The sequence below is a fragment of the Janthinobacterium sp. LS2A genome (assembly GCF_036543145.1).
GTDB lineage: Bacteria > Pseudomonadota > Gammaproteobacteria > Burkholderiales > Burkholderiaceae_D > Janthinobacterium > Janthinobacterium aestuarii.
Window position 1 is genome coordinate 363,170 of record NZ_JAZHPB010000001.1, and the last position, 26,587, is coordinate 389,756.

Genomic DNA, 26,587 nt, shown 5'->3' on the forward strand with positions numbered 1-26,587 from the left:
TAGTTCTGCCAGCAAGGAGCGGCTCGGGGTACAATAGCCGATTCGCCTCACCATTTTACTAGCTGCCAACTATGTCTGAAATTCACCGTATTCCTGTTCCTTCCGCCCAGCCCGAGGCCATGCTGGCCATGCCAGGTGCGGCGCCGAAAGTGGGCTTTGTCTCGCTCGGCTGCCCGAAAGCGCTGGTCGACTCCGAACAAATCCTGACCCAACTGCGCGCCGAAGGCTACGAAACGGCGAAATCCTACGCTGGCGCCGATCTGGTGATCGTCAATACCTGCGGTTTTATCGATGCCGCCGTACAAGAGTCGCTCGACGCCATCGGCGAAGCGCTGGCTGAAAACGGTAAAGTGATCGTCACCGGTTGCCTGGGCGCCAAGAAAGATGCTGCCGGCGACGACATCATCATGAAGGTGCACCCGAAAGTGCTGTCCGTCACGGGCCCGCACGCTTTGGCCGAAGTGATGGATTCCGTCCACTTGCACCTGCCGAAGCCGCATGCGCCATTCCTCGACCTGGTGCCGCCGCAAGGCGTCAAGCTGACGCCGAAGCACTATGCCTACCTGAAAATTTCCGAAGGCTGCAACCACCGCTGCAGCTTCTGCATCATCCCGTCCATGCGCGGCGACCTCGTTTCGCGTCCGATCGGCGAACTGATGATCGAAGCGGAAAACCTGTTCAAGTCCGGCGTCAAGGAATTGCTGGTCATTTCGCAAGATACGTCGGCGTATGGCGTGGACGTGAAATTCCGCTCCGGCTTCTGGAATGGCCGTCCCGTGAAGACCCACATGACGCAGCTGACGGAAGCGCTGGGCGAGCTGGCCAAGTCCTACGGCGCCTGGGTGCGCTTGCACTATGTGTATCCGTACCCGCACGTGGACCAGATCATCCCGATGATGAGCGGCGGCCACATCCTGCCTTACCTCGATATTCCGATGCAGCATGCGCACCCTGACGTCCTGAAACGCATGAAGCGTCCGGCCAGCGGCGAGAAAAACCTCGACCGCATCCAGGCCTGGCGCGCCATCAACCCGGACCTGACGATACGCTCGACCTTCATCGCCGGTTTCCCAGGCGAAACGGAAGCGGAATTCGAATACCTGCTCGACTTCCTCAAGGAAGCGCAGATCGACCGCCTCGGCTGCTTCGCCTATTCGCCTGTCGAAGGCGCGACGGCCAACGCCATCGCCAACCCCGTGCCGGAAGAGCTGCGCGAAGAGCGCCGCGGCCGCGTCATGCTGCTGCAGGAAGAAATTTCCAAGAAACGCCTGCAGGCCAAGGTCGGCAAGACCGTGCGCGTGCTGATCGATGAAGTCACCCGCTCGGGCGGCGTGGGCCGCTCGTCCGCCGACGCGCCGGAAATCGATGGCGTCGTGTATGTGAAGCCGCCGTTCGAACCGCACCGCAAGCTGGCAGTCGGTCAATTCGTCGATGTGACGATCACCTCAGCCGACGCGCATGACCTGTGGGGCGCTGCCGAGTAAGCAGGTGTAACAGTCGTACGGCGTGCAGGGCGTAAAGCCCTTACAATCAAGGCGGACCAGCACAGGCTGATCCGCCTTTTTTTATTTCCCGACGCCATGACCACACCCAAATCTCCGCAAACCGCGCTGATCCACAGCGATTACCAGGCGCCGCAAGGCTTTGCCGCGTTTCCGAACGCCATCCACCATGCGTCCACCGTGCTGTTCAAGGACGTCGCGGCCATGCGCTCGGGCGACTGGAAAGAGAAGAACGCCTACACCTACGGCTTGCACGGCACGCCCACCACCTTCACCCTGGAAGCGCGGCTGGCCGAGATCGAAGGGGGACAATACTGCCTGCTGGCACCGTCGGGCCTGGCGGCCATCGCCATGGCGGATTTTGCCTTGTTGAAAACGGGTGATGACGTTTTATTGCCGGAAAATATATACAACCCGAACCGCGAACTGGGACGCTGGCTGGCGCAGGACTTCGGCATCACGGCCCGCTATTACGATCCGCTCATCGGCGCCAGCATCGCCGCCCTGATCCAGCCAAACACCAAACTGATCTGGACCGAAGCGCCAGGTTCCGTGACGATGGAAGTGCCGGACTTGCCCGCCATCTGCGCGGCCGCCCATGCGCGCGGCGTGCTGGTGGCCCTGGACAACACCTGGTCGGCGGGCCTGGCCCTGCGCGGTTTCGACCTGGGCGTGGATATCATCATGCAGGCGCTGACGAAATACCAGTCGGGCGGCTCTGACGTACTGATGGGGGCGCTCATCACGCGCGAGCGGACGCTGCATGACCGCCTGGCGCAGGCGCACATGCGTCTGGGCATGGGCGTGGGGGCGGACGATGCCTATCTGGTGCTGCGCGGCTTGCCCACCATGAAGCTGCGCTTCGACGCCCACGACGCGGGCGCGCGCACGGTGGCCGCCTGGCTCAAGGGGCGCGGCGAGATCGCCACGGTGCTGCATCCGGCGTTCGCCGATTGCCCGGGCCACGCCATCTGGCAGCGTGATTTCACGGGCGCGGGCGGTCTTTTTTCCGTGCTGTTCGATGCCCGCTACACGGAGGCGCAGACGGACCGTTTCGTCGATGCCTTGCAGTTGTTCAAGATTGGCTACAGCTGGGGTGGCGCGAACAGCCTGGTGATGCCGTACCGCATCGCCGCCATGCGCAAGGGCTGGCAGTTGCCGGGCCAGCTGGTGCGCCTGAACGTGGGACTGGAAGATCCGCAGGATTTGATCGCCGATATCGAACGGGCGTTCGCGGCGATGTAGGCGGCGGCAAGCCGTTGGCTTGCCGCGAAGCATTTGTTACATGGGCACGGGCTTGTTGTTGTTCAGGTCGAGGAAGCCGCGCAGCAGGCGGTATGCTTTCCATAGCCAGGCCACGCCCCACACGATGATGGCCAGCGGAATGCCGATCAGCGTGACCCACAGGATGGCGCCGACGACGACCCAGGCCACATACCACCAGAAGGAACGGATCATCCAGCTGTGATGGCTGTACACGAAGGTCCCGGCCGCCTCGTCCCGCTTCACATAATTGATGATGAGCGGAATGAAGGAAAACGCGCCCAGCGAAAACACGAAGCTGGCGCCATGTATCAGGTACAACCACCAGGCCAGGTTTTTGGTCTGCTGGAGTTGGGTATCCAAAATAATATCTTGTGACATGAAAGCTCCCGTCGTTGCTCAATTTTTAATTGTAACAAGCAAAGCGGCGCAGGAGCGCAATCCATGGAAAAAGGCAGAATACATTGTTGAAACGAGATCGATATCTTACCTTGGCCGCGCGCGCCAGGTCGTGGCTGCAGCGCGCCGTGCCAGCCTTACTGCTGTGCTGTGCCACCGTGGCTCATGCGGCCGGCCCCACCCTGGAGGCGGAGTTTGCCGCCGGCTTGAAGGACGAGGGCCTGGCGGGCGCCGTCTGGAGTGAAGTCTTGCCTGACGGAACAGTCAAAGTCGGCGCGTCCGGCTTGCGCGATGCCGCCAAGAATATACCCATGCAGACGGACACGCGCATGCAGGTGGGCTCCGTGGGCAAGGTGGCGCTGGCGCTGGGCGTCTTGCGCCTGGTCAGCGAAGACAAGCTCACGCTCGACACGCCATTGCAGCAGGTGCTGCCCGAACTGGCGCTGAAAAACCCGTGGCAGGCCAGCGACCCCGTGCGCATCCGCCACCTGCTCGCGCATACGTCGGGCCTCGATAACGTGCGCTTCTGGCAGGCGTTCAGCCTGAACCCGGCGCCGGAGACGCCGCTGGCCGAGGCGTTTGACGGTGGGCGCAATCTGCTGCGCGTGCGCGCGCGGCCCGGCAGCCGCTATGCGTACTCGAACATGGGCTATGGCTTGCTGGGCATGGTGATCGAGAAGGTCACGGGCCAGCCGTATGAACGCTACCTCGATGCGCAGCTGCTGCAACCGCTGGGCATGGCGGACAGCACTTTTGCCTATGTTACGCAAATGAGTACGCAAATGAGCACCCAGGCGGGATCGCATGCGGACCCGCGCCTGGCCATGGGCCACTTCGAGCATGGCGTGGCGCAGCCGGCCGTGCCCCAGTATTTGCGTCCGGCCGCGCAATTTACCACCACGGCGGCCGACATGGGCAAGCTGGCGCAATTCCTGATGGGCGATGGCAAGCTGCAGGGCGCGCAGTTCATCGACCTGGCGCTGATGGGCGCCTTGTCCGAACCGGCCGGCACGGATGCGGCGCAGGCGGGCCTGGCAACGGGTCACGGCCTGGCGCTGGCCGTACGCGACCGCCATAACGTGGTGGGTGCCTGCCATCCCGGCACGACTGTCGGTTTTCGCGCCATGCTGTGCATCTACCCGGAGCAGGACAGCGCCTTCTTCGTGGCCTTCAATACGGATGCAGAGCAGGCCGACTATGAGCGCTTCAACCGCCTGCTGCTGCGCGACCTGGAACTGCCGCTGCGCGCGCCGGCCCCGCGCGGCACGCCCGCGCCCACGGTGGAAAACTGGCAGGGCGTCTACGTGCCGTCGCCCAGCCCCATGGCCAGCATGGCCTGGGTCGACGCCGTCTTCGGCTTTACGCGTGTGAAATGGGATGGCGAGTCGCTGTTCCTGATCCCGTTCCAGGGCGAGCCGAAGGAGCTGGAACCGGTGGGCGGCCTGCTGTTCCGCGCCAGCGACCGCAGCACGCCATCGCACGTGCTGATGCAGGAGGATGGCAAGCATGTGCTCAGCGACGGCTTGCGCAGCTATGAGCGCGCGTCGATGCTGCGCATGCTGGTGCTGTGGGGCAGCCTGGCCCTCGGGGCGGCCGGCTTGCTGTACGTGCTGCTGGTGGGCGTGTGGCGCGCCGTGCGGCGCAGCCTGGAACGAGGCGACCATCTGTTCGCGCCTTTGCTGGTCATGCTGGCGCTGCTCTTGCCGCTGCCGTTTTTCTATTTTCAGTCTTATCTGCGCCTGGGCGACGTCACCATCGCCAGCGTGCTGCTGGCATTGACGACGGGCGCGCTGCCGCTGGCGACGGCGTTCGGTTTGGCCCGCTGCTGGCGCAGCCGCGGCACGGCGGCCGAGGCGGGCTCGCTGGCGAAATGGGATTGGGTGGCCTTGCTGGCGGCCTTGCAACTGCTGCTGGTGCTGGCCTGGTGGGGCTTGCTGCCGCTGCGTATGTGGCAGCTGTAGCGGGCGCTCAGCGCCACATTTGCAGCAGCCGGCGCCACCAGCGTTGCGCCGGCCTGGGTGGGCCACTGTGCGCCGCCCGCTTGGCGCGGTAGCTGGCCGCCGCCATCTGCAGGCCGATGCGGTCCATCGCCGCCATCGCCTCCGCTTCCTCTGGCGACAAGCCATGCTGCAAGGCTTGCGCAAGTGGCTCAAGCAGGAAGGCGGCACGCAGGGCGTCGTCCGTGTACAGCCTTGCCAGCAAGGTTTCCAGTGCGGGGGAACTCATGCGTTTCGCCCCGCGCGCAAGGCCGCGCGCGCCGATTCCAGCTGGCCCAGCACATGCTCGAACGACGGGTAATTGCCGTCGCGTTCGACTGTCACCGTCAACGGTTGCGGCGCATGGCGCGCCAGCACGGTCAATAAATCGAAGACTTCGGGCGGCACATCGTGCAGATGGTCGTCCAGCAAGCGCCGGCCGCCGCCCGGCGCTTCGATCCAGTGGCCGCCGCTCAAGTGCACGGCGCCCACCCTGTCCAGGGGCAGGCGCAGCAGCAGTTCCTGCGGCGACTCGCCGGCATTCACGGCATTCGCATACAGGTTGTGCAGGTCGAGCAGCAGCGGCACTTGCGCGCCGTGGATAATCTGCGCCACCCACTCGGCTTCGTCCATGGTGCTGGCAGGCGGCTGGACCAGAGTGGCGATGTTTTCCATCAGCGGCGCGCTGCCGACGATGCGCGTGGCCAGCGCGATATTGGCGATGGCGCCAGCGGCGCTGTGCTGCGTGCGCGGCGGCGCCGCCAGGTGGCCGATCTCGATGCCGCCGGCACGCACGAAACTCAGGTGCTCGGACCACGATTCCGCCTGCACCGCTTGCATCAGGCGCGCCATCGCATGCAGGCGGTGCGGGTCGGCGGGAATCGTCGAGGCCAGCCCCATGCCCACGCCATGCAGGCTGACCGGCACCTGGCGCGCCAGGCTGCGCAAGGCCGAAATGCCGGCGCGCGAGGCGCCGTAATAATCGTCGGCGATCACTTCCAGCACATCGATTCGCGCCAGATTGGACAGGATGCCGGCGGCCAGTTCGCCGCGCCAGCCCAGGCCGACGCGGTCGCGCGTGGCGTCCTGGCTAACTGCCACAGCCGCCGCCGCCGCCGCAACCGCCACAGCCGCTGCCGCCGCCGTCACCGCCGCCGCCCGATGACGAGTCGCCCGAGTCGCCCGTGCTGCTGGACGAAGAGTCGCCGCCGCCATTTTGCCTCGGCACCGGATACAGTTCGGCGACATACGCGTACACGGACAAGGGCAGGGCGCCGATGCCGAAGATGGCGGCCAGCAGGGCCATGTCGGCACTGCTGCTGCCCGCCTGCAGGCGCGCCGAGCGCATGTTCAGCCGGCCGAACAGCATGCGCAGGTCGGTCAGCAGCCGCTGCGCGCTCCAGCTGGTCGCCTGGGTGCGCAAGCCGCGCAGCATGAGGAGAAAAATCGCCAGCAGGGCTGCCAGGAACAGCAGATTGTAGTGCTGGCGGCTGATGGCGATGACGGCTTTGACGCCGGCCACCGTCAGCAGCAGCCAATGCGCGGCCCAGGTGATGCGTTCGCGCCGGCGCAGCAGCGGCGGGCCGACCAGCAATTCCTGCTGCGTCAACGTCTCCTGGTAGGCGCGGCACGATGGCAGCATGTCGGCCTGCACGGCCAGTTCCTTGCTGTGGCCCTGGCGCCCCAAGTACAGCCGCAGCACGTCGCGTTCGATATCGTGGCTGGCAAAGCGCAGGCTGTCGGCGCTGGCCGTTTCCAGCAGCGGGCCGTCGGCGCGCAGCAAGCCCCGGTCGACCAGCACGATGGCGGCGATCTTCACGGCTTCGAGGGCGCCACCGCGCAGGAACGCGATGCGGTAGGGATCATCGGCCAGCGACAGCTGGGCGTGCGGATTGCGCAGCTCCTGGCGGATCAGCAGCTCGCGCGCCAGGTAGTACACGAGCGTGCCGAAGATCAGGTAGGCCAGCAGGAACGATGGCCCGCTCCAGTCAAAGGGATTGAAGCCGGTCACCGCATCTGCTCCGCGTGTTCGCGCAGGCGTTCGGTAATCGCCATCAAGCCCGTAAAGGCGGGCAGAGCCTGCCCCGGCGCCAGGCGTGTCGTTTCGCGCGCGGCCGACATGGCTTGCAAAGCCGCGTGCAGGGCCGGGTCGCCCAACTGGTCGACAAACGCTTCGAGCGCCTGCTTGCCGGACTGCGCAGGTTTGTCTTCCAGCTGCGCCAGCGAGGCCGCCGCCGAACGCAGCGGACCGGCTGCATCGGCGATGGCGCCGGCCAGCTGTTCTTCATTCAGGCTCAATAGCATATACCGTTCGCGCATGCGCACCTGCTGGTTCAGCAGCACTTGCCGCAGGCGGCGCAGCACGGCGTCGCGGCTCGTGTGCAGGCTGGCGAAAGGGTCTACGCCATGCAGCACCTGGTGGCGCGCGATGATGTCGGCGAACTTGACGGCGAAAGCGTCGGCGGCCTGGGGCAATTCGCTTTCGAGCAGGAACATCACCTGCAAGTCGATGGCGGCGTGCGCCAGGCGTAAGGGCCCGCGCAGCGCATCGGCCGCCTGTGGCGTAAAGCGCTTGAGCAGCAACAGCAGGTTGACGTCGGAGGTGGCGCGCAGCTGGCCATCGGCGGCCGAGCCAAACAGCACGGCGGCGGCCAGGTCGGCGCCGAAGGCCGTTTGCGCGGCGGCGACGAATATATCGAGGTGGCGTTGTATTTCTTCTGGCAGCGGTGGCGGCATGCGGTGTTCTTTCACGATGGGCTGGCGGGATGATCACAAGTTTGCAATATAGCAAACTTATGCCATCGCGCGCGCACCGCCCGCCAGATAACGCTAAGCTGGCGCCGGCTCAGCTCAAGACGTTGAGCAAGCCATCGAGCCCCACGAAGTTCAGCGCCACGTCGGCCTGCGAGCGCACCACGGGCTTGGCGCGGAAGGCGACGGACAGGCCGGCGATGCCCATCATTTTCAAGTCGTTGGCGCCGTCGCCCATGACGATGGCCTGCGATGGCGTAATGCCCAGTTCCGCGCACACGCGCTCCACCGTGCGCTGTTTTTCCTCGGCGTCGACGATGCCGCCCAGGACTTTGCCCGTCAGCTTGCCGTCGATGATTTCCAGTGCGTTCGCGTGCGTGTAATCGAGGCCCAGGCGTTCCTTCAGGCGTTCGGTGAAGAAGGTAAAGCCGCCCGACACCAGCAGAGTTTTCAGGCCGGCCTTTTGCACGGCCGCCAGCATGGCTTCCGCGCCCGGCGAAAGTTTCAAACGCTCGTCATAGACGCGCTGCAGGGCCGACGCATCGAGGCCTTCGAGCAGGGCCACGCGCTGCTTCAGGCTGGCCGCAAAATCGAGTTCTCCGCGCATGGCCGCTTCCGTGATGGCCGCCACTTGCGGTTTCAAGCCCTGCATGTCGGCGATTTCATCGATGCACTCGATGGTGATCAGGGTCGAATCCATGTCCATCGCCACGAGCTTGAATTCGGCAAGTTCACGCTGTCCCATCATGTAGGTGGCGTCCAGCTGCGCCGCCTGGGCCGCCACTTCGATCGTGGGGCGCAGCGCGGGCGAATAGGCGATCTGTTCGCAGCGCACGGCGTTCGGACCGAGGCGCGTGACGGATGTCGGCGCGGCCAGCGCGGCGATGCGTTCGAGGCGGGCGCTATCGCCGTCCAGGCCCTGCAGGATCAGATTCATGGTGATGGTCTTGGTATTGGTCATGGGGCAGTCCTGCATAAATGGTCGAAATGGTCTACACCGTCAATTGCTTGATGGTGGTCTTGATCTGCGTCACGCGCGCGGCCAGGTCCGGCATGGCGGCCGTGATTTTCAGCTTGTCCTGGCCATGCAGCTTGATATGGCGGTTTTTCTGGATCAGATCGATGATGCGCATCGGGTCGATCGGTGGCTTGGCCATGAATTGCAGGGTGGCCGCCTCGCCATGCACGTCGATCTTGACGATACCCACGGTTTTCGCCGCGATGCGCAAGCGGTGCGTCTCGACCAGGGCCTTGACGGCGTCGGGCAGCTTGCCGAAGCGGTCGATCAGCTCTTCCTGGATATCGTCGATCTTCTCTTGCGTGGCGCAGTTGGCCAGGCGCTTGTAGATCGACAGGCGCTCGTGCACGTCGCCGCAGAAATCGGCCGGCAGCAAGGCCGGCACGTGCAGGTTGATCTCCGTGGTCGAGGCCAGCGGCGCGGCCAGGTCCGGCTCCTTGCCGGCTTTCAGTGAGCGCACAGCTTCGTTGAGCATGTCCGAATACAGCTGGAAGCCGATTTCCGTCATCTCGCCCGACTGGCTCTCGCCCAGCACCTCGCCGGCGCCGCGGATTTCCAGGTCGTGCATGGCCAGGTAAAAGCCGCTGCCCAGTTCTTCCATCTGCTGGATGGCGTCCAGGCGGCGCTGCGCCAGTTTGGTGAGGCCTTGCACGTCGTGCACGAGCAGGTAGGCGTAGGCCTGGTGATGCGAGCGTCCCACCCGGCCGCGCAGCTGGTGCAGCTGCGCCAGGCCGAACTTGTCGGCGCGGTGCATGATGATGGTGTTCGCCGTCGGCACGTCGATGCCGGTCTCGATGATCGTCGTGCACAGCAGAATATTGAAACGCTGGGCGACGAAGTCGCGCATGACCTTTTCCAGGTCGCGCTCGTGCATCTGGCCGTGCGCCACGGCGATGCGCGCCTCGGGCAGCAGTTCCGTCAGCATGGCCAGGCGGTTCTGGATGGTTTCCACCTCGTTGTGCAGGAAGTAGATCTGGCCGCCCCGTTTGAGTTCGCGCAGGCACGCTTCGCGGATGATGGCTTCGCCTTCGCTGCGCACGAACGTCTTGATGGCCAGGCGCTTTTGCGGCGCCGTGGCGATGATGGAAAAGTCGCGCAAGCCTTCCAGCGCCATGCCCAGGGTGCGGGGGATGGGCGTGGCCGTCAGGGTCAGCACGTCCACTTCCGCGCGCAAGGCTTTCAATGCTTCCTTCTGGCGCACGCCGAACCTGTGTTCCTCGTCGATGATGACGAGGCCCAGGCGCGTGAACTTCACGTCGTCCGACAGCAGTTTATGCGTGCCGATGACGATGTCGATGGTGCCGTCGGCCATGCCCTTGAACGCCTGCGTGATCTCCTTGCCGCTGCGGAAGCGCGACAATTCCGCGATGCGCACGGGCCAGTCGGCGAAGCGGTCGGCGAAGGTTTGCGCATGCTGCTCGGCCAGCAGCGTGGTGGGCGCCAGGATGGCCACCTGCTTGCCGCCCATCACGGCTATAAACGCGGCGCGCAGCGCCACTTCCGTCTTGCCGAAGCCGACGTCGCCGCAGACGAGGCGGTCCATCGGTTTACCGGAAGTCATGTCCTTGATGACGTTGTGGATGGCCTCGGCCTGGTCCGGCGTTTCATCGAAGCCGAAGCTGTCGGCGAAGCGCTGGTAATCGTGCGACGAGAATTCGAACGAATGGCCCTGGCGCAGCGCGCGGCGCGCATACAGGTTGAGCAGCTCGGCGGCCGTGTCGCGCACCTGTTCGGCCGCGCGCTTCTTCGCTTTTTCCCACTGGCCCGAGCCGAGCGAGTGCAGCGGCGCGTCTTCCGGCGAGGCGCCCGAATAGCGGGAAATGACGTGCAGCTGCGACACGGGCACGTACAGTTTGGTGTCCTTCGCGTATTCGAGGTGCAGGAACTCCGTTTCGCCTTCGCCCAGGTCCATGCTGGTCAGGCCCATGTAGCGCCCGATGCCATGGTTGATGTGCACGACGGGGTCGCCGATTTTCAGCTCCGACAGGTCGCGCACCATCGACTCGACCTGCGTCACGCCTTCCTGCTTCTTGCTGCCGACCCGGCGGCCGGAACCCGCATACAGCTCCGTCTCGGTGATGAAGGCGAGATTGCCATCGGGCGTGAACAGCTCGAAGCCCGCGTGCAGCGGCGCCACGCCCAGCATCAGCTTGGCGTCGGATTGCAGGAAGCCATCGCTGCCTTCCACCGGCGTCAGGTGCAGATCGTATTCGGTGAAGTACTGCTGCAAGGTTTCGCGGCGGCCGTTCGATTCGGCGCAGATCATCACGCGGCGGCCCGATTGCAGCAAATAGCTGCGCAGGTTGGCCAGCGGATCATCGGCGCGGCGGTTGACTGCGATGTTCGGCACGGGGGCCGACAGTTCGGACGCCAGCGCATCGTTCGACTTGGCGATCGCCAGGCGCGGATACGGCTTGGCCAGGCCGAAGAACTGCTCGTCGGACAGGAACAGCGATTCGGGCGGCAAAATCGGCCGCTCGCGGTCCGCCTTCAGGAAGCGGTAGCGCGACTGCGTATCGGTCCAGAAGCGCCCGATGGCAGCGTCGATTTCTCCCACCAGGGCCAGCGAGGCGTCGGGCGGCAGGTAGTCGAACAGGGTCGCCGTCTGTTCAAAAAACAGGGGCAGGTAGTATTCGATGCCGGCCGAGGCGATGCCGCTGCTGATGTCCTTGTAGACGACCGAGCGCGATGGATCGCCTTCGAACTGTTCGCGCCAGCGGTTGCGGAAGGTGGTGCGCGCCGCTTCGTCCATGGGGAATTCGCGGCCCGGCAGCAGCCGCACTTCATGCACGGGATACAGTGAGCGCTGGGTGTCGGCGTCAAACGTGCGGATGGTCTCGATGGTGTCGCCGAACAGGTCGAGCCGGTAGGGCAGGGCCGAACCCATGGGGAACAGGTCGAGCAGGCCGCCGCGCACCGAGTATTCGCCCGGCGACATCACTTGCGAGACATGGCTGTAGCCGGCCAGGGTCAGCTGCGACTTCAATCGCGCTTCGTCGAGCTTTTCGCCCTTCTTGAAGAAGAAGGTGTAGGCGGCCAGGAACGATGGCGGCGCCAGGCGCACGAGCGCCGTGGTGGCCGGCACGATCAGGACGTCGCACTGGCGCGTCTGGATTTCGTGCAAGGTGGCCAGGCGCTCGGAGACCAGGTCCTGGTGCGGCGAGAACGCGTCGTAGGGCAGGGTTTCCCAGTCCGGCAGCAAATGGCAGCGCAGTTCCTTGCCGCCAAACCACGGGATTTCATCAAGCAGGCGCTGGCCGTCGCTGGCCTGCGCCACCACCACGGCCAGCATCTGGCCCCGCGCTTTCAAGGCCAAAGCGGCCAGCGCCAGGGCATAGGCGTCGGATGAACCATACAGGGCAGGCAACGCATAGCGGTTGCCGGGCTTGGGGAGGGCTTTTGTTAAGTCTAAGGACATGCAGGCGATGACACTAGTGGCAGAGGCAGTTGAATGGGACAGCTGTGGTGCGCGCCGCGCCGCCAGTGACGGCGCTGACAGGCAGGATTATAGACCATCGCCCGCGCGCATATTTGCAATGCCGAACGGTACATGCACCATCGGTATCGTTCCCCCTGCCGATTTGAGGTGGCTCAACTGGTCATCGAAGAAGATATGCGGCTTGAACACGGCCAGTACGCGCGACTTGTCCATGCCGCCGAGGAAAAACGTCTCGTCGGCCGCCACGCCCCAGCTTTTCAGGGTCGTCACGACTCTCTCGTGCGAAGGCGCGTTGCGCGCCGTGATGATGGCGATGCGCAGGATCTTTTTATAGCCGGGGTCGCGCCGCTGCGCCCTTTCTTCCAGGCGCTGCATGGTGGCCAGCTTCTGGAACAGGCCGGCCAGCGGTCCGGGGCGGTGCGGCGTGCCCACGTTCAGGGTTTCATGGGCGTGGAATTCATCGACGTCGTTGTTGCGCTTGAAGACGGTTTCCGCTTCGTCGTCGGCGATCACGCCGTCGAAATCGAAGGCCACGCGCAATTCCTCGTCGTCCTCGTCGTCTTCCGTGCGCGACGGCAGCACCAGGCCGGCCGGGTAGTCGCAGGCCAGCGCGCTGCGCACGTCGCCTTCATTCGCGCTGAGGAACAGCGAAGCGTTGAAGGCGGGCAGGTAGGGGTAGGGCGACTTGCCCGTCATGAAGGCGGCGCGCGAGATATCCAGGCCGTAGTGGGCGATCGAGTGCATGACGCGCAAGCCTGTTTCCGGGGAATTGCGCGAAAACAGCACCACTTCCACGGGGGACTGGCGCGGATAGTGCTTGTTGATGTTCAGGAAACGGCGGATGAAGGGGAAGGCCACGCCGCGCGGCAGGACCGTGTCGATATGCGTTTCCTGGTACTTGCGGTACTCCTCGGGGCCGTTGTCGAGGTAGACCTGGTGCGATTCGGCCAGGTCGAACAGGGCGCTGGAAGCGACCCCGATCACCAGTTTGTGTTCGATAGGATAAGCCATGGTCTGCCTGTTGTTTGCTTGTTGCTCATCTTATACGACTATCAACTGCGTAGCCAATAGTGAAGCACGGTCACTTTTTGCACCAAAGCGGGGCGCCATGTCAATTTTTTTGACCGCTGTGCAATACGCGCCACAGTAAAGAAATAAATCTTGTCTTGTATCAAGTATTTGACAGCCAGCACGCTTGTTTTCCACTATGCTTCCACTTATGAAATCTCGCCAATTGTAACGAAGCGTACGCCTTATCCCCGCCACCTTTATACAAGTGTCAGCTGTTTTACTCGAACATGCCAGCCCCGACTTCGCCAGCAGTCTTCGTGACTTTATAAAGGACCTAGCCATGTTTAAGAATTTACTGATCAAATGGAAGCTGGCGACGCTTGTCGCCGTGATGATGACGGCCTTGCTGGTGGTGGGCGTCAGCGGCTATTCGGGCATCGCCACCGTCGGGCGCGCCGTCAATGAAATCGGTGTGGTGCGCCTGCCATCGATCCAGGGCCTGATGATGATGAGCGAAGGCCAGACGGCCGTTGCCGCCGCCACCCTGACGGCCGCCATGTATGAAAACAATTACCAGGCACAGGACAAGTTCGCGGAAGCGCTGCAGCTGCGCACCAAGGCATGGACGAATATCGAGGCGGGCCGCAAGCTGTACGAGCCGCTGCCGCAAACCCCCGAGGAAGCCGTGCTGTGGCAGCGCTTCCAGGGCGAGTGGGCGGCCTGGAAGGGCGATGACGACAAGGTGCGCGCCATCTTGCGCCAGCTGGCCGACAACCGCGACGAGCCGCGGCAGAAAGAGTTGTTCGCGGTGTTCTACAAGCAGTACCAGGATTCGCGTGCGCTGTTCGGCAAGGCCGAAGGCACGCTCAACGAAATCATCAAGCTCAATAACGGCGTGGCCGATGCCAGCGTCAAGGACGGCAGCGCGGCCGTGATCCGCTCGGAAAGCCTGATGGTCATCCTCGGCTTGCTGGCCTCCGCGCTGGGCATCGGCTGCGCCGCCTACATCACGCGCGCCATCACCCAGCCGATCAACGCGGCCGTGAAGGTGGCGCAGACGGTGGCTTCGGGCGACCTGACGAGCCAGATCGAGGTGCACACGACGGAAGAAACGGGCCAGCTGCTGCGGGCGCTCAAAGACATGAATTCCAGCCTGGTCAGCATCGTCGGCCAAGTGCGCAGCGGCACGGAGATCATCGCCACGGCGTCGTCGGAAATTGCCAGCGGCAACCTGGACCTGTCCTCGCGTACGGAAGAGCAAGCCAGTTCGCTGGAAGAGACGGCGTCGTCGATGGAAGAACTGACGTCGACCGTGCGGCAGAACGCCGACAACGCCCAGCAGGCGAACCAGCTGGCGCTGAACGCCTCGGGCGTGGCGGTCAAGGGCGGCGCTGTGGTGGGCAAGGTGGTCGAGACCATGGACGCCATCAATGATTCGTCGCGCAAGATCGTCGACATCATTTCCGTCATCGACGGCATCGCCTTCCAGACGAATATCCTGGCACTCAACGCCGCCGTGGAAGCGGCGCGCGCGGGCGAGCAGGGACGCGGTTTCGCCGTGGTGGCCACCGAGGTGCGTAATCTGGCGCAGCGTTCCGCAGCCGCCGCCAAGGAAATCAAGACGCTGATCGGCGACTCCGTCGTGGCCGTCGACACGGGCAGCAAGCTGGTGGCCGAGGCGGGCAGCACGATGGCTGAAATCGTCGCCAGCGTGCAGCGCGTGACGGATATCATGGCAGAAATCAGCCTGGCCACGCAGGAGCAAAGCTCGGGCATCGACCAGATCAACCAGGCCATCGGCCAGATGGACCAGGTGACGCAGCAAAACGCGGCCCTGGTGGAAGAGGCGGCCGCCGCGGCCGAATCGCTGCAGGAGCAATCGGGCCAGCTGGCCCAGGTGGTCAGCGTCTTCAAGCTCGATGGCGCGCAGGCGCCTGCCGCGCACGCAAACGCAAAGCCGGCCGCGCCACGCACCGTGGCGGCCAGCGCCGCGCTGAAGCGTCCGGCACCGGGACATGCTTCGCGCCCCGTATCACACCCCAATTCGGGCCGCCCGGCCCTGCACGCCGTGCCATCCCAGCGCCAGAGCGCGCCGCGCGACGACGAGTGGGAAGTGTTTTGATCGATTGACGGCGCCCGCATGCGCTACCGGACGGCCGCCTTGCGCGGCCGTTTTCACATGCGCGCACAGGGTCGCACTGCGGTTCGAACTGCGGTTACTACTTACTAAAAAAACAGCGTTATTAAAATAGCTGTTTTGTCATCTAAGCAAATCTTTTCAAAACTTAACGCGACATTGCCTGTGAGATAACTCACACTGCCAGCCGTACCGCCCTTGTTCCCGCCTCGGCCACATCCCGGCTGACCCTTCCGCCTGCTGCGTCCGGCCATACCTGGCAGGCGGCAGCCATTGCCGTCAGCCTTGCATGCGAGCCCGGCGCGATGACCGATGCACCACACTGAAGGATGCGAATAAAGATGGCAAATATGAAAATCGGCACGCGCTTGCGCTGTGCCTTTGCATTGTTGACCTTGCTGCTGCTGGCGACCGCCGTGCTGGGCATGCTGCGCCTGTCCAGCCTGGAACTGCGCATGCGCGACGTGATCGATGATAAATATCCGAAAACCGTGCTGGCCAACGACATCATCAAGAATGTCAACATCATCGCGCGCTCCTCGCGCAACCTGCTTTTGATGACGGAACCGCAGCAGCTGACGCAGGAACGCGCCACCATCGCCAGGGCGGGCGGCGACACGGAAAAAGGACTGGCGCAGCTGGAAAAGGCGGTGCAGTCGCCGCAGGGCCGCGAGCTGATGGCGGCCGTGACGCAGGCGCGCGCCGCGTTCAACGGCGGGCGCGACAAGGTACTGGCCCTGCTGGAAGAGGGCGCGCGCGATGAAGCGACCGGTTTGCTGCTCGGTACGGTGCGCGGCGAGCAGCTGCGCTACATGGCGGCGCTGGAAAGCCTGATCGCCTACCAGCATGCGCTGATGGAAGAGGCGGGCGCCCAGGTGCATCACGAATACGTCACGGCGCGCAACATGATGCTGGCGCTGAGCGCGCTGGCCGTGCTCTTTTCGCTCGTTACCGCCTGGCTGGTGACGCGCAGCATCGTCGATCCGCTGCGCCATGCCTTGGCGGTGGCGCAGACCGTGGCCGCCGGCGATTTGACGTCGACCTTCGGCCGCCACGGCGGCGATGAAACGGGCAAGCTGCTCGACGCGCTGTGCATCATGAACGGCAACCTGCTCGACATCGTGCAGCGCGTGCGCAGCGGCACCGACACCATCGCCACGGCCTCGTCGCAGATCGCGGCCGGCAATGTCGACCTGTCGTCGCGCACCGAGGAGCAGGCCAGCTCGCTCGAACAGACAGCATCGGCCATGGAGGAACTGAGTTCCACGGTGCAGCAGAACGCGGACAATGCCCGCCATGCGAGCGTGCTGGCCGTCGAGGCGGCGAACATCGCCGGCGCCGGCGGGCAAGCCGTGGGCCAGGTGATCCATACGATGGACGCCATCAGCGCCTCGTCTGCGCAGATCGCCGACATCATCGGCGTGATCGACATGCTGGCCTTCCAGACGAATATCCTGGCCCTGAACGCGGCAGTGGAAGCGGCGCGTGCGGGAGAGCAGGGGCGCGGCTTTGCCGTCGTGGCAACGGAAGTGCGCAACCTGGCGCAGCGCAGCGCGGCGGCGGCGCGCGATATTCGCGCCCTGATCGCCACCTCGACGCAGCAGGTGGACGCGGGTGCGGCGCTGGTTGCGCAAGCCGGCGCCACGATGCAGGAAGTGGTGGCGGCCGTGGGGCGCGTGAGCCAGATGGTGGCCGACATCACGGCGGCCAGCGCCGAGCAAAGCACGGGCATCGGCCAGGTCAGCCAGGCGGTCGTGCAGATGGATGAAGTGACGCAGCAGAACGCGGCCCTGGTGGAGGAAGCGGCGGCCGCATCGCAATCGCTGGAAGGCGAGGCGGCGAATCTGCTGCAGGTGGTCAGCGTGTTTCGCCTGCGCCAGGGGCCGGCGGTTCTGGCGGGCCGCCCTGCGCCTGCCGTGCCGCGCCTGCTGGCTTAGTGGCGCGCCTGGCAAGGTTCTGGCACGGCGCGCTGGCGCTGCTGTGCCGGGCGCCGGTGCGCAGCCGGGAGTTGCAGGGGCGCCTGGACAGGGCCATCGTCGACGGCGAATTCTGCTTTCATTACCAGGGCAAGTTCGATACGGCGCGGCTGTGCCTGGTCGGCCTGGAAGCGCTGCTGCGCTGGAACCATCCGCGCCACGGCCTCGTCTACCCGAACGAATTCATCGGCCTGGCCGAGCGGACGAACGCCATCGCCGCGCTGGGCAACTGGGGCATCGACGCGGCCTGCCGCCAGCTGGCGCAGTGGCGCGCGCAGGGCCTGCCGGTGGTGCCGGTCGCGGTGAATGTCTCGGCGCGCCAGCTGTGCCAGCCGCAGTTACCCGACTTCGTGCTGGGCTGCCTGCGGCGTCACGCCATTCCGCCCGGCCTGCTGGAGCTGGAAGTGACGGAAAGCTGCTGCATCGACGACATGGCGCAGGCGACGCAGGGATTGCGCCGGCTGCGCGCGCTGGGCCTGTCCATTTCGCTCGACGATTACGGCACCGGCCATTCGGGCCTGAGCCATGTCAGGCTGCTGCCGATTCATACCATCAAGATCGACCGCTCCTTCATCCGCGACCTGGGCAGCGGTGGCAGCGCAGATTGTGACACTGTCATCGTCGCCTCGACCCTGGCGCTGGCGCGGGGCCTGGGCTTGCAGGCGCTGGCCGAGGGCGTGGAAAACGGTGAACAGCTGGCGCAGCTGCGGCGGCTGGGCTGCCCCCAGGTACAGGGCTTTTACCTGCACCGCCCGGCGCCCGCGGCCGACGTGGCCGCGCTGCTGGCCGCTGGCGCGCCGGCCGGCCCTGTAACAGTGCCGAAACATGGCGCCATGCGGCATGGCGCGGATGCTCAGTAGAATATGGCCACTGCAAGCCGCGTGCTTTAACACCTACTCCCCCACGCAAGAATGATAAACAGTCCTGCCCCGGCCTATGTCTTCGGCCCGTTTCGCCTTTTGCCGCTGGAGCGCGTGCTGTTCGAGGGCGAACGCGCGCTGCGCCTGGGCAGCAGGGCCATGGACTTGCTGCTGGCCCTGCTGGAGCGCGCCGGCGACATCGTCGACAAGCATGAACTGGTGGCCATCGTCTGGCCCAATGCCGTGGTCGACGACGCGACCTTGCGCGTGCATCTGGCGGCGCTGCGCAAGGCGCTCGGCGATGGCCGCGATGGCCAGCGCTACATCACCACCATTCCCGGGCGCGGCTACGGCTTCCTGGCGCCGCTGGCGCACACGGGCCGGCCGGCGCCCGGTGCGGCAGGCGCCGAGCCGCGGCACAACCTGCCCGTCATGCTCACGCGCATGCTGGGTCGCGCCGAGGTGCTGCAGACGATGGCCAACCAGCTGCTGCAATTGCGCCTGCTGTGCATTGCCGGCCCGGGCGGCATCGGCAAGACCACGCTGGCCGTCGTCCTGGCCACGCGCGTGCTGCGCCGCTATGCCGACGGCGTGTGTTTCGTCGACCTGTCGCCGCTGGACGAGGGGCGCCTGGTGCCGCTGGCGCTGGCCACGGCGCTGGGCGTGGCCGTGGCGGCCGGCGACGCCATGCCGGTGCTGCTGGCCTACCTGCGCCCGCGCCACATGCTGATCGTGCTCGATAACTGCGAGCACGTGATCGGCGCGGCCGCCGCGCTGGCCGACGCCTTGCTCAAGGGTGCGCCACTGCTGCACGTGCTGGCCACCAGCCGCGAGCCGCTGCGCATCACCAGCGAGCAGTTGCAGCGCCTGCCCGCGCTGGAATTGCCGCCGGCCGATGTCGTGCCCGATGCGGCGGCAGCCCGCCATTTCGCCGCGGTGCAGCTGTTTTGCGAACGCTGCGCGGCCGTCGACGATGCTTTCGTGCTGGCCGACGCCGACGTACCCGTGGTGGTGGACATCTGCCGGCGGCTCGATGGCATCCCGCTGGCGCTGGAATTGGCGGCCGGTCGCATCGGCCATTTCGGCCTGCACGAATTGCGCCGCCAGCTTGATGACCGCTTTCGTTTGCTCACGCGGGGCGCGCGCAACATGCCCTTGCGCCACCAGGCCCTGCGCGCCACCCTGGACTGGAGCTATGGCCTGCTCGACGCGCAAGAGCGCCAGGTGCTGCAGGCGCTGAGCGTGTTCAGGAGCCGCTTCCGCCTCGAGTCGGCCAGCGCCGTGGCCGGATGCGACGTGTTCGACACCCTGGCCGACCTGGCGGCCAAGTCCCTCGTCAGCATCGAGTTTTGCGGCCAGCATGTGTATTACCGGCTGCTCGACACCACGCGCGCCTATGCCGGCGCGCTGTTGTCGGCGGGCGGGGATGCGGGCGCCGTGCTGCTGCGCCACGCGCGCCATTGCCTGGGCCTGGCCCAACGCATCGCCGCCGACTGGGCGGGCATGCCGCCGGCCCAATGGAGCGCGCGCTACGGCCGCCATGTCGACGACCTGCGCGCCGCCATCGACTGGGCTTTCGGCGAGGAGGGCGACGTGGCGCTGGGCGTGTCCCTGACCCTGGCCGCGCAAACCCTGTTCTATCAGCTGTCGCTGATGGACGAATACCGCGTGCGCGTCGGGCGGGCGCTCGAGCGCATGGCCGCGCGTGGGCTGGACGACCCGGACAGCGAGATGCGGCTGCATGCCTCGCAGGCGCACCTGCTGCTGCATACGCAGGGCATCACCGGCACCATGCTGCGTTCGTTCCAGCACGGTTATGCGCTGGCCATGCGTACGGACGATGGCAGCCGCCGCTGTGAGGCGATTTGCGGCATGTGGATCTGCTGCCTGAAGCTGGCCGATTTCCAGCGCGCCGACAGTTACGCCACCGAGCTTGCCGTCCTGTGCGACGCGCGCGAGGCCCGCGATGACGCGCCGATGCGGCTGGTACTGGCGCGCATGCGCTCCGTAGGCGAGTATGTGCAGGGACGCTACGCGCAGTCGGCGGCGCTGGCACGCATGGTGCTCGCCCATCCCGAGGGCGCGCGGCAGCTCGGCTTCAATCATGCCTTGCTGGCCGATCACCAGGTGTGCCTGCGCGGCACGCTGGCGCGCTGCCTGTGGATGCAGGGCCGTCCCGACGACGCCTTGGAATTGGTGCGCGAGGCGGTGGCGGTGGGCTTCGAACACAATGGCGTCACGCTGTGCGTGGCGCTGGCCGTCAATGCCATTCCCGTCGCCCTATGGTGCGGGCAGCGGGAACTGGCGCATGCGTGGACTTGCCTGCTGTGCGAGCATGCGGCCCGCTATGGCTTGCTGTACTGGAGCGCCTGGGGCGCCGCCTACCAGCGCCTGCTCGATGGGGGCGAGGCGCTGGCGCAGTTCCCCTGGCCCGCGGTGCGCAGCTGGCCGATACAGGTCGATCTGATGGCCACCCTGCACGACGCGGCCGCCGATAGCCAGGCGCTGCGGCGCGCGCGCATGGGCATGGCGCCGTGGAGCGCGCCGGAAGTGCTGCGCCGCGACGCGCACCACCGCTGGCGGGCGCTGGCGCAAGATGATACGGCGGGCCTGGAAGCGGTGCGGGTGCAGCTGGAAGAAGCGCTGCGGCTGGCCAGGGGCCAGCAGGCGCCTGGCTGGGAGCTGCGCTGCGCCACCAGTCTGGCGGCCGTGCTGCAGGCGCAAGGCCGCCGCGCCGCCGCGCATGCCGTGCTGGCTCCCGTCCATGCGGGCTACCGGCAGGGGCGCGATACGACGGACGTGATGGCGGCGGCGGCTTTGCTGGCGCAGCTGGCTTGAACTCTATTCGTAGGCGCCCAGCCGGCGCTGTTCGTCCGGGGTAAAGCTGGCGTCGCGCAGCTGCTGCAGGGCTGCCGCATCCTGCGCGCCGCCGGGCAGGCTGGCTATCTGGGCTTTGAGCGCTTGATACGCGATGATGCGCTGCTGCCACTGCGATTCTTCGCGGTCCAGTTCCGCCAGGCGCGCCGCTGCCGCCGGCGTGAAGGTGCTGGCGCGCAGGCGGTACACTTCATTCTCGCCGCCGCCCTGCGCCCGCAAGGTCCTGACGGAGGCGTCCAGCTGCGCCACCTGCAGCGGCGCGTCGCGTGCGGCGCGCTGGGCGGGCGTCATTTTTTGATCGAGCGCCGCCAGTTGCGACTGGCGCTGCGCTTCATCGAGCGACGTGTCGCCGAGGATGGCCATGCGCGCCACGGCATCGTCGTCGTACGCGTCGCTGGCGCCGAACAGGTCCGCGCTTTCCTCTGGCGTAAAGTAATTGCCGCGCAAGGCCCGCATGGCTTGCAGGCGCGCGCGCGCCGCCAGGGCCGCATCGGCTTGCGCCGGCAACGCCTGTTCCGCGCCGGCCAGCGCCTGCTTGTAGGCCAGATACGCGCCCAGCAGGCGCTTGGCTTCGCGGGCGGGGACTGGCGCCAGGCGCCGGTCCAGTTCCGCCTCGATCTGGCTGCGGATGGCGGCCAGCGGCTTTTCACCGAGGCCCGCCAGGTAGTAGTCGAACAGGTGCGCCAGTTCCGCGTCGACCACCAGCTTGTCGCCGGTGGCCACCGTCACGTTGCCGTCGGGCCGCGTGCCTTCCATCGAGCGCACGAACGCGAACAGGTCCGGTTCCGCCTTTTCCGGCGGCGGGGCCGGCGCTTCGCCAGGGCGTAGCGCCAGGTACAGGGCCAGGGCCGCCAGACTGCCGCCGATGATCGATTTCGCGTGCATGCGCTTCTCCTTACAGTCCCAGGCCTTGCAGGCGGTTGGCCTGCTGGCGGAAGACGGTGACGGGGTTCGTTTCGAACAGGTTGACGATGCCGACGAACTGGTTGACTTCATCGAGGTGGTTCATGGCGTAGTCGTCGCGGATTACCTTGCCCAGGTGGCTGGAGCAGCTGCTGACCAGGCCATCGTTCTTGGCACCGCCGAAGGCCAGGCTGATGGCTGCCAGTACCGGGTCGCCCACGTCGAGCACGTTCGTGTACGGTTGCGCGCCGCTCCAGGAAAAATAGTGCACGCCTTGTACCTGGTACGCGCCTTCGCCGCAGGCGGAGGTGGGCACACCTTGCGGATGGCGGCTATTAAAAGCGAGCGAGCCGGCCGTGGACAGCGACGCCAGCGAGGCGCCCGCGTTTTGCGGCAATCCCTTGTTGCCCGATAAAATGCCGATCAGGGAGGCGAGCGCATTGCCCAACGCGTTGCTGGTGTTGGGAATGGCGCCGCTGAGGATGTCTGCCACCTTGGAGCCTTTGTTCACGCCGGCCACGCTGGTGACGGACGCCACCAGGTCGGGGCGCACGGAGGCGACATAGCGGGCCGTGGGGCCGCCGTGGCTATGGCCGATCAAATTGACCTTGGCCGCCCCCGTGGCGGCGAGGATTTGCCGCACCTGCGACAGCAGCTGCTCGCCGCGCACTTCCGTGCTGTTGGCGGCCGACACGGTGGTCACATACACTTGTGCGCCGCCGCTGCGCAAGGCGTCGGAGACGCCATAAAAATAGTCGACGGGACCGAGCTTGTCGAAGCCGAACAGGCCGTGCACGAGCACGATCGGGTACTTCGTTTGCGTGTAGCCGGCGGCGCTGGCGCTGCCGGGCAGGATGGCGAGAGTGAACAGCAGGGTGGATAGCAGTTGCCAAAAGCGAGTCTTCATTTTGTCTCCGTTATTTGAATAATATGGAAATGTCGATGCTGTAGCGGTGAACCGTGCACTCCTTGCATTCTCGATGCATTAAAAATAGCGAGCGCTCGGTTTTTTAAATGTAGCACCGCTCGATGTAAATTGCATTTGAATTGCATGATGCAGCGCAATAACTGTGGGTATTTGGCGTGGCTTATGCGCCCATTGCATAGTTGAAAAGTAAAATAGTTGTTTTCCTGAGCTATAATCGGCCCCGCATCAGCCGTCCCGCCGTCTTGCAGTGCCTTGCCCAGGCATTGCATGGATATCGCTCTTACACCGTTATTTGGGAATGCACTTGTCGACCCATTTTAATTTTGAACAGTTTCAGCAGATGACGCCTTTAAATGGCGAAAACATCTGGGAATATATTCTTGACCGCCACGCGGAACGTATCGGCGTCAAGCGCCGCAAGCCGGCGCTGGAAAATCTTGAACGCATCTTCGTCGCCACCTTCCGCCTGGCCAATGACGTGGGTTTTCGCGCCATGAGCTTGCGCGACCTGTGCCGCGAGACGGGGCTGTCGATGGGCGGCCTGTATGGCTACATCACCAGCAAGGATCAACTGGCCGAAATGATCGAGGACGTGGTGCGCCACGCCACGCAAGCCTTGCCGCTGCTGTTCGTCGACGTGAAGTCGCCGCTGGACCGCCTCGAAGCGATGATACGCTCGTCGATCTACCTGTCCGAAGTGCTGCAGCCGTGGTTTTATTTTGTCTTCATGGATTCGCGCGTGCTGCAGGTCGAGCAGCGCAGCATGGCGAAGAATTCGGAACTGTATGTGCAGACCCTGATCGCCGCCACCATCGCCGAAATCGAACCGAAGCCGCAGGGCGATCCGACCTTGCTGGCCGCGCACTGCCTGGCCCTGTTCCAGGACTGGTACGTGAAACGCTGGAAGTACCGCGCGGCGAAGGTCAATGTCGACGATTTCGCCGATAGCGTCGTCAGTACGGCGCGCGGGTATTTGAGCATGGTCAAGGCGCCGTAAAAACGCCGCCGACGGCGGCTTGTCGGGTTACGCCGTTCCGGCTAACCCGACCTACTGATCAGTTCGTGGTTTCCACGGGCAGCGTCTCCGGCACGGCTGCCGGATCCGTCGGCGTCTCCACGTCCATATCCAGCGTCTTGATCCCGTTCATGTCGATGAATTCGTCATATAGCCACTCGCCATCGACCTGGCTCAGGCCATCCGGCACGGCGCGCGTGACTTGCGGGCGCGTCGACAGGGCCGTGCGCATGTAGTCGATCCAGATCGGCATGGCCAGGGTGGCGCCGAATTCGCGTCCGCCCAGGGACTTGGGCTCGTCGTAGCCCATCCACGCCACGGCCACGATGCCGCCGCTGTAGCCGGCGAACCAGCCGTCGACGGCGTCGCTGGTGGTGCCCGTCTTGCCGGCGATGTCAGTCCGGACCAGTTTTTTCGTTGCCGCCGCGCCCGTGCCCGTGCGCGCCACTTCGCGCAGCATGCTGTCCATCACGAAGGCGTTGCGCGGGTCCAGCGCCAGGGTCTTGTCGTCGTTCGGCGCGGGCGGCTTGGTCTGCATCAGGATGGCGCCCTTGGCATCGACGATGCGGTCGATCAGGTAAGGTTCCACCTGGTGGCCGCCATTGGCGAACAGGGCGTAGGCGCCCGCCATCTGCACGGGCGTGACGGAACCCGTGCCCAGCGCCATGGTCAGATTGTTCGGCTGGCGGGCCGGGTCGAAGCCGAATTTTTCCATGAAGTCGTGCGTGTACGACACGCCCAGCGCGCGCAGGATGCGCACCGAGGCCACGTTCTTCGATTGCGCCAGCGCATAGCGCATGGTGATGGGGCCGTCGAACTTGAAGTCGTCGTTCTGCGGCGCCCACACCTTGCCGCCCGCCTGCATTTCCAAAGGCACGTCATTGATCAGGGTGGCCGGCGAAAAGCCTTTTTCCAGCGCCGCCGAATACACGAACGGTTTCATGGCCGAACCGGGCTGGCGCCACGCTTGCGTCACGTGATTGAACTTTTGCAGGTTGTAATCGAAGCCGCCCACCATGGCGTGGTAGGCGCCCGTGTCCGCGTCGAGCGACACAAACGCGGCGGCCACCAGCGGCACTTGCGTGATGGCCCAGTTGTCCTTGCCATCCCTGGTGATGCGGATCACGGCGCCCGGGCGCAGCTTGATGCCGGCGCTCGCTTTGGCGGACAGGGCGGGGGCGGCAAAGCGCAAGCCATCGCCTGTGATCGTCTTGGCGTCGCCGTCGCCCGTGTCGGCCACCACCTTGCCGCTGGCCACGTCCGTGACGACGGCGGCGATCAGGCCGTCGCTGTCCGGGCGTTTTTGCAGCGCCGCATCGATGGCGTCGTCGCGCTGCTCCGGGTCGGCCGGCATGTCGATGAAGGTTTCCGGGCCGCGGTAGCCGTGGCGCTGGTCGTAGGCGATGACGTTGCGGCGCGTCGAAGCATAGGCCGCGTCCTGATCCGCTTTCAGGATCGTCGTGTAGACGCTGATGCCCTTGGTGTAGCTGTCTTCCTTGAACTGCGCGTAGACGGCCTGGCGCGCCAGTTCGGCCACGTATTCGGCGTGCGTATCGAAACCCTGCTTGCCGCGGCTATTGATATGCAGCGACTGGGCCAGCGCTTGCTGGTACTGGCCTTCGCTGATGTAATCGAGTTCGCGCATGCGTTTCAAGACCAGCCGCTGGCGCGCGTGCGCCTTTTTCGGATTGCTGATCGGGTTGTGGCGCGACGGGTTTTGCGGCAGGCCCGCCAGCATGGCCATTTCCGCGATCGACAGTTCATTGAGCGGTTTGCCGAAGTAGGTCTGCGCCGCGCTGCCGAAGCCGAACGAGCGCTGGCCCAGGTACATCTGGTTCATGTACAGCTCGAGAATCTGGTCTTTCGACAGGGCCGACTCGATTTTCAGGGCCAGCATGATTTCGTTGAGCTTGCGCGAAGCGACTTTTTCGCGCGTCAGGAAGAAATTGCGCGCCACCTGCATGGTGATGGTGGAGCCGCCGCCGTGGCCGAAGCCGTGGCGCAGGTTCGACACCACGGCGCCGCCGGCCCGCACGAAGTCGATGCCGTGGTGTTCATAGAAGCGGCCATCCTCGATGGCCAGCAAGGCCTTTTTCATCATTTCCGGCACTTGCGCAATCGGCACGAAGTCGCGGTGTTCTTCGCCGAATTCGCCGATCAGCACATTGTCGGCCGTGTACACGCGCAGCGGTATCTTCGGCTGGTAGTCGGTGATGACGCCCAGTTCGGGCAGGCGGGGGCGTACGTACAGGAACAGGTAGGCAGCCAGCAGCAGGGCAGCGGCCAGCGCGGCGCAGCCGGCGATGATGATAGCGCGCACGGTGGCGCGGCGGGAAGGCCAGGGGAATCCGGTTCGTTTGGCAGTCAAGGCAGTCTCACGTGAGCGTGCAGGGCACGGTGGCAGCGATTATAGACCAATGCGCCAGCCGTTCCGGCGCGGGCGGGGTGCCAGGGCTGGCCGCCGGGACCGGGAGCAAAAAACCTTTTCATCGAAACGCGGCTGTGCGATAGTCTCGGCTTCAAGAAAATAGC

Annotated in this window: 19 protein-coding genes; 8 read left to right on the forward strand and 11 right to left on the reverse strand. The window is 65.2% G+C overall.

Going from position 1 to position 26,587, the window contains the following annotated elements; all coding sequences use genetic code 11:
* The first annotated feature begins 128 nt into the window (after positions 1–128).
* Positions 129–1,484 (forward strand): 30S ribosomal protein S12 methylthiotransferase RimO, encoded by a 1,356-nt coding sequence (gene rimO, locus V3C40_RS01720; protein ID WP_128143344.1) that lies wholly within the window; start codon positions 129–131, stop codon positions 1,482–1,484.
* 96 nt (positions 1,485–1,580) lie between these two features.
* Positions 1,581–2,747 (forward strand): cystathionine beta-lyase, encoded by a 1,167-nt coding sequence (locus tag V3C40_RS01725; RefSeq protein ID WP_331776314.1) that lies wholly within the window; start codon positions 1,581–1,583, stop codon positions 2,745–2,747.
* A gap of 36 nt (positions 2,748–2,783) precedes the next feature.
* Here V3C40_RS01725 and V3C40_RS01730 read toward each other — a convergent pair whose 3' ends face one another.
* The gene (locus tag V3C40_RS01730; protein WP_034755352.1) at positions 2,784–3,146 is read right to left on the reverse strand and encodes a DUF4870 family protein; all 363 of its coding nucleotides are present in this window, start codon (positions 3,144–3,146) and stop codon (positions 2,784–2,786) included.
* 146 nt (positions 3,147–3,292) lie between these two features.
* Between V3C40_RS01730 and V3C40_RS01735 the strand changes: the two genes are divergently transcribed.
* The gene (locus tag V3C40_RS01735) at positions 3,293–5,125 is read left to right on the forward strand and encodes a serine hydrolase domain-containing protein (RefSeq protein WP_331776315.1); all 1,833 of its coding nucleotides are present in this window, start codon (positions 3,293–3,295) and stop codon (positions 5,123–5,125) included.
* 7 nt (positions 5,126–5,132) lie between these two features.
* Here the strand turns inward: V3C40_RS01735 and V3C40_RS01740 are convergent, their stop codons facing one another.
* From V3C40_RS01740 to V3C40_RS01770, 7 genes are all read right to left on the reverse strand, one after another.
* Positions 5,133–5,390: a hypothetical protein gene (locus V3C40_RS01740; protein ID WP_331776316.1), complete on the reverse strand. Its 258-nt coding sequence runs from the start codon at positions 5,388–5,390 to the stop codon at positions 5,133–5,135.
* Positions 5,387–6,241 carry a DUF692 domain-containing protein gene (locus V3C40_RS01745; protein WP_331776317.1) on the reverse strand — a complete coding sequence of 285 codons (855 nt, stop codon included), beginning with the start codon at positions 6,239–6,241 and terminating at the stop codon, positions 5,387–5,389. Before V3C40_RS01745 ends, V3C40_RS01740 begins: the two co-directional genes overlap by 4 nt.
* A complete protein-coding gene (locus tag V3C40_RS01750; RefSeq protein ID WP_331776318.1) occupies positions 6,231–7,151 on the reverse strand; it encodes a TIGR04222 domain-containing membrane protein in 921 nt (306 codons plus the stop codon). Before V3C40_RS01750 ends, V3C40_RS01745 begins: the two co-directional genes overlap by 11 nt.
* Positions 7,148–7,876, reverse strand: coding sequence for a nucleotidyltransferase domain-containing protein (locus V3C40_RS01755; protein ID WP_331776319.1), 729 nt, complete (start codon positions 7,874–7,876; stop codon positions 7,148–7,150). Before V3C40_RS01755 ends, V3C40_RS01750 begins: the two co-directional genes overlap by 4 nt.
* A gap of 109 nt (positions 7,877–7,985) precedes the next feature.
* Positions 7,986–8,828, reverse strand: a complete 843-nt coding sequence (gene serB, locus V3C40_RS01760; RefSeq protein ID WP_331776846.1) for a phosphoserine phosphatase SerB — start codon at positions 8,826–8,828, stop codon at positions 7,986–7,988.
* A gap of 55 nt (positions 8,829–8,883) precedes the next feature.
* A complete protein-coding gene (gene mfd, locus V3C40_RS01765; protein ID WP_331776320.1) occupies positions 8,884–12,327 on the reverse strand; it encodes a transcription-repair coupling factor in 3,444 nt (1,147 codons plus the stop codon).
* An 87-nt stretch (positions 12,328–12,414) separates the two neighbouring features.
* Entirely contained in the window at positions 12,415–13,359 is a 945-nt protein-coding gene (locus V3C40_RS01770) for a 5'-nucleotidase (RefSeq protein WP_139089576.1), read from the reverse strand.
* 340 nt (positions 13,360–13,699) lie between these two features.
* On the opposite strand from V3C40_RS01770, the gene V3C40_RS01775 reads away from it, so the two are divergent.
* The 4 genes from V3C40_RS01775 to V3C40_RS01790 all read left to right on the forward strand — a co-directional run bounded on the left by V3C40_RS01775 (position 13,700) and on the right by V3C40_RS01790 (position 21,170).
* Positions 13,700–15,481 (forward strand): methyl-accepting chemotaxis protein, encoded by a 1,782-nt coding sequence (locus V3C40_RS01775; protein ID WP_331776321.1) that lies wholly within the window; start codon positions 13,700–13,702, stop codon positions 15,479–15,481.
* Positions 15,482–15,837: 356 nt separating this feature from the next.
* Positions 15,838–17,433, forward strand: a complete 1,596-nt coding sequence (locus V3C40_RS01780) for a methyl-accepting chemotaxis protein (protein WP_331776322.1) — start codon at positions 15,838–15,840, stop codon at positions 17,431–17,433.
* Positions 17,433–18,332 (forward strand): putative bifunctional diguanylate cyclase/phosphodiesterase, encoded by a 900-nt coding sequence (locus tag V3C40_RS01785; RefSeq protein WP_331776323.1) that lies wholly within the window; start codon positions 17,433–17,435, stop codon positions 18,330–18,332. The genes V3C40_RS01780 and V3C40_RS01785 overlap by 1 nt, the downstream gene beginning before the upstream one ends.
* 51 nt (positions 18,333–18,383) lie before the next feature.
* Positions 18,384–21,170: an ATP-binding protein gene (locus V3C40_RS01790; protein WP_331776324.1), complete on the forward strand. Its 2,787-nt coding sequence runs from the start codon at positions 18,384–18,386 to the stop codon at positions 21,168–21,170.
* 3 nt (positions 21,171–21,173) lie between these two features.
* On the opposite strand, the gene V3C40_RS01795 is transcribed toward V3C40_RS01790, so the two are convergent.
* Positions 21,174–22,094 (reverse strand): lipase secretion chaperone, encoded by a 921-nt coding sequence (locus V3C40_RS01795; RefSeq protein WP_331776325.1) that lies wholly within the window; start codon positions 22,092–22,094, stop codon positions 21,174–21,176.
* A 10-nt stretch (positions 22,095–22,104) separates the two neighbouring features.
* Positions 22,105–23,019, reverse strand: coding sequence for a lipase family alpha/beta hydrolase (locus V3C40_RS01800; RefSeq protein ID WP_331776326.1), 915 nt, complete (start codon positions 23,017–23,019; stop codon positions 22,105–22,107).
* 361 nt (positions 23,020–23,380) lie between these two features.
* On the opposite strand from V3C40_RS01800, the gene V3C40_RS01805 reads away from it, so the two are divergent.
* A complete protein-coding gene (locus V3C40_RS01805; RefSeq protein WP_034756249.1) occupies positions 23,381–24,037 on the forward strand; it encodes a TetR/AcrR family transcriptional regulator in 657 nt (218 codons plus the stop codon).
* Between the two features lie 58 nt (positions 24,038–24,095).
* On the opposite strand, the gene V3C40_RS01810 is transcribed toward V3C40_RS01805, so the two are convergent.
* Positions 24,096–26,375 (reverse strand): penicillin-binding protein 1A, encoded by a 2,280-nt coding sequence (locus V3C40_RS01810; RefSeq protein WP_331776327.1) that lies wholly within the window; start codon positions 26,373–26,375, stop codon positions 24,096–24,098.
* Between the last annotated feature and the right edge of the window lie 212 nt (positions 26,376–26,587).

Bases quoted from the DNA above. Each gene is read 5' to 3' on its own strand.
- rimO (WP_128143344.1), top strand. From the start codon at position 129: ATGCCAGGTGCGGCGCCGAAAGTGGGCTTTGTCTCGCTCGGCTGCCCG.
- V3C40_RS01725 (WP_331776314.1), top strand. From the start codon at position 1,581: ATGACCACACCCAAATCTCCGCAAACCGCGCTGATCCACAGCGATTAC.
- V3C40_RS01730 (WP_034755352.1), bottom strand. From the start codon at position 3,146: ATGTCACAAGATATTATTTTGGATACCCAACTCCAGCAGACCAAAAAC.
- V3C40_RS01740 (WP_331776316.1), bottom strand. From the start codon at position 5,390: ATGAGTTCCCCCGCACTGGAAACCTTGCTGGCAAGGCTGTACACGGAC.
- V3C40_RS01755 (WP_331776319.1), bottom strand. From the start codon at position 7,876: ATGCCGCCACCGCTGCCAGAAGAAATACAACGCCACCTCGATATATTC.
- serB (WP_331776846.1), bottom strand. From the start codon at position 8,828: ATGAATCTGATCCTGCAGGGCCTGGACGGCGATAGCGCCCGCCTCGAA.
- mfd (WP_331776320.1), bottom strand. From the start codon at position 12,327: ATGTCCTTAGACTTAACAAAAGCCCTCCCCAAGCCCGGCAACCGCTAT.
- V3C40_RS01770 (WP_139089576.1), bottom strand. From the start codon at position 13,359: ATGGCTTATCCTATCGAACACAAACTGGTGATCGGGGTCGCTTCCAGC.
- V3C40_RS01775 (WP_331776321.1), top strand. From the start codon at position 13,700: ATGTTTAAGAATTTACTGATCAAATGGAAGCTGGCGACGCTTGTCGCC.
- V3C40_RS01780 (WP_331776322.1), top strand. From the start codon at position 15,838: ATGGCAAATATGAAAATCGGCACGCGCTTGCGCTGTGCCTTTGCATTG.
- V3C40_RS01790 (WP_331776324.1), top strand. From the start codon at position 18,384: ATGATAAACAGTCCTGCCCCGGCCTATGTCTTCGGCCCGTTTCGCCTT.
- V3C40_RS01795 (WP_331776325.1), bottom strand. From the start codon at position 22,094: ATGCACGCGAAATCGATCATCGGCGGCAGTCTGGCGGCCCTGGCCCTG.
- V3C40_RS01800 (WP_331776326.1), bottom strand. From the start codon at position 23,019: ATGAAGACTCGCTTTTGGCAACTGCTATCCACCCTGCTGTTCACTCTC.
- V3C40_RS01805 (WP_034756249.1), top strand. From the start codon at position 23,381: ATGACGCCTTTAAATGGCGAAAACATCTGGGAATATATTCTTGACCGC.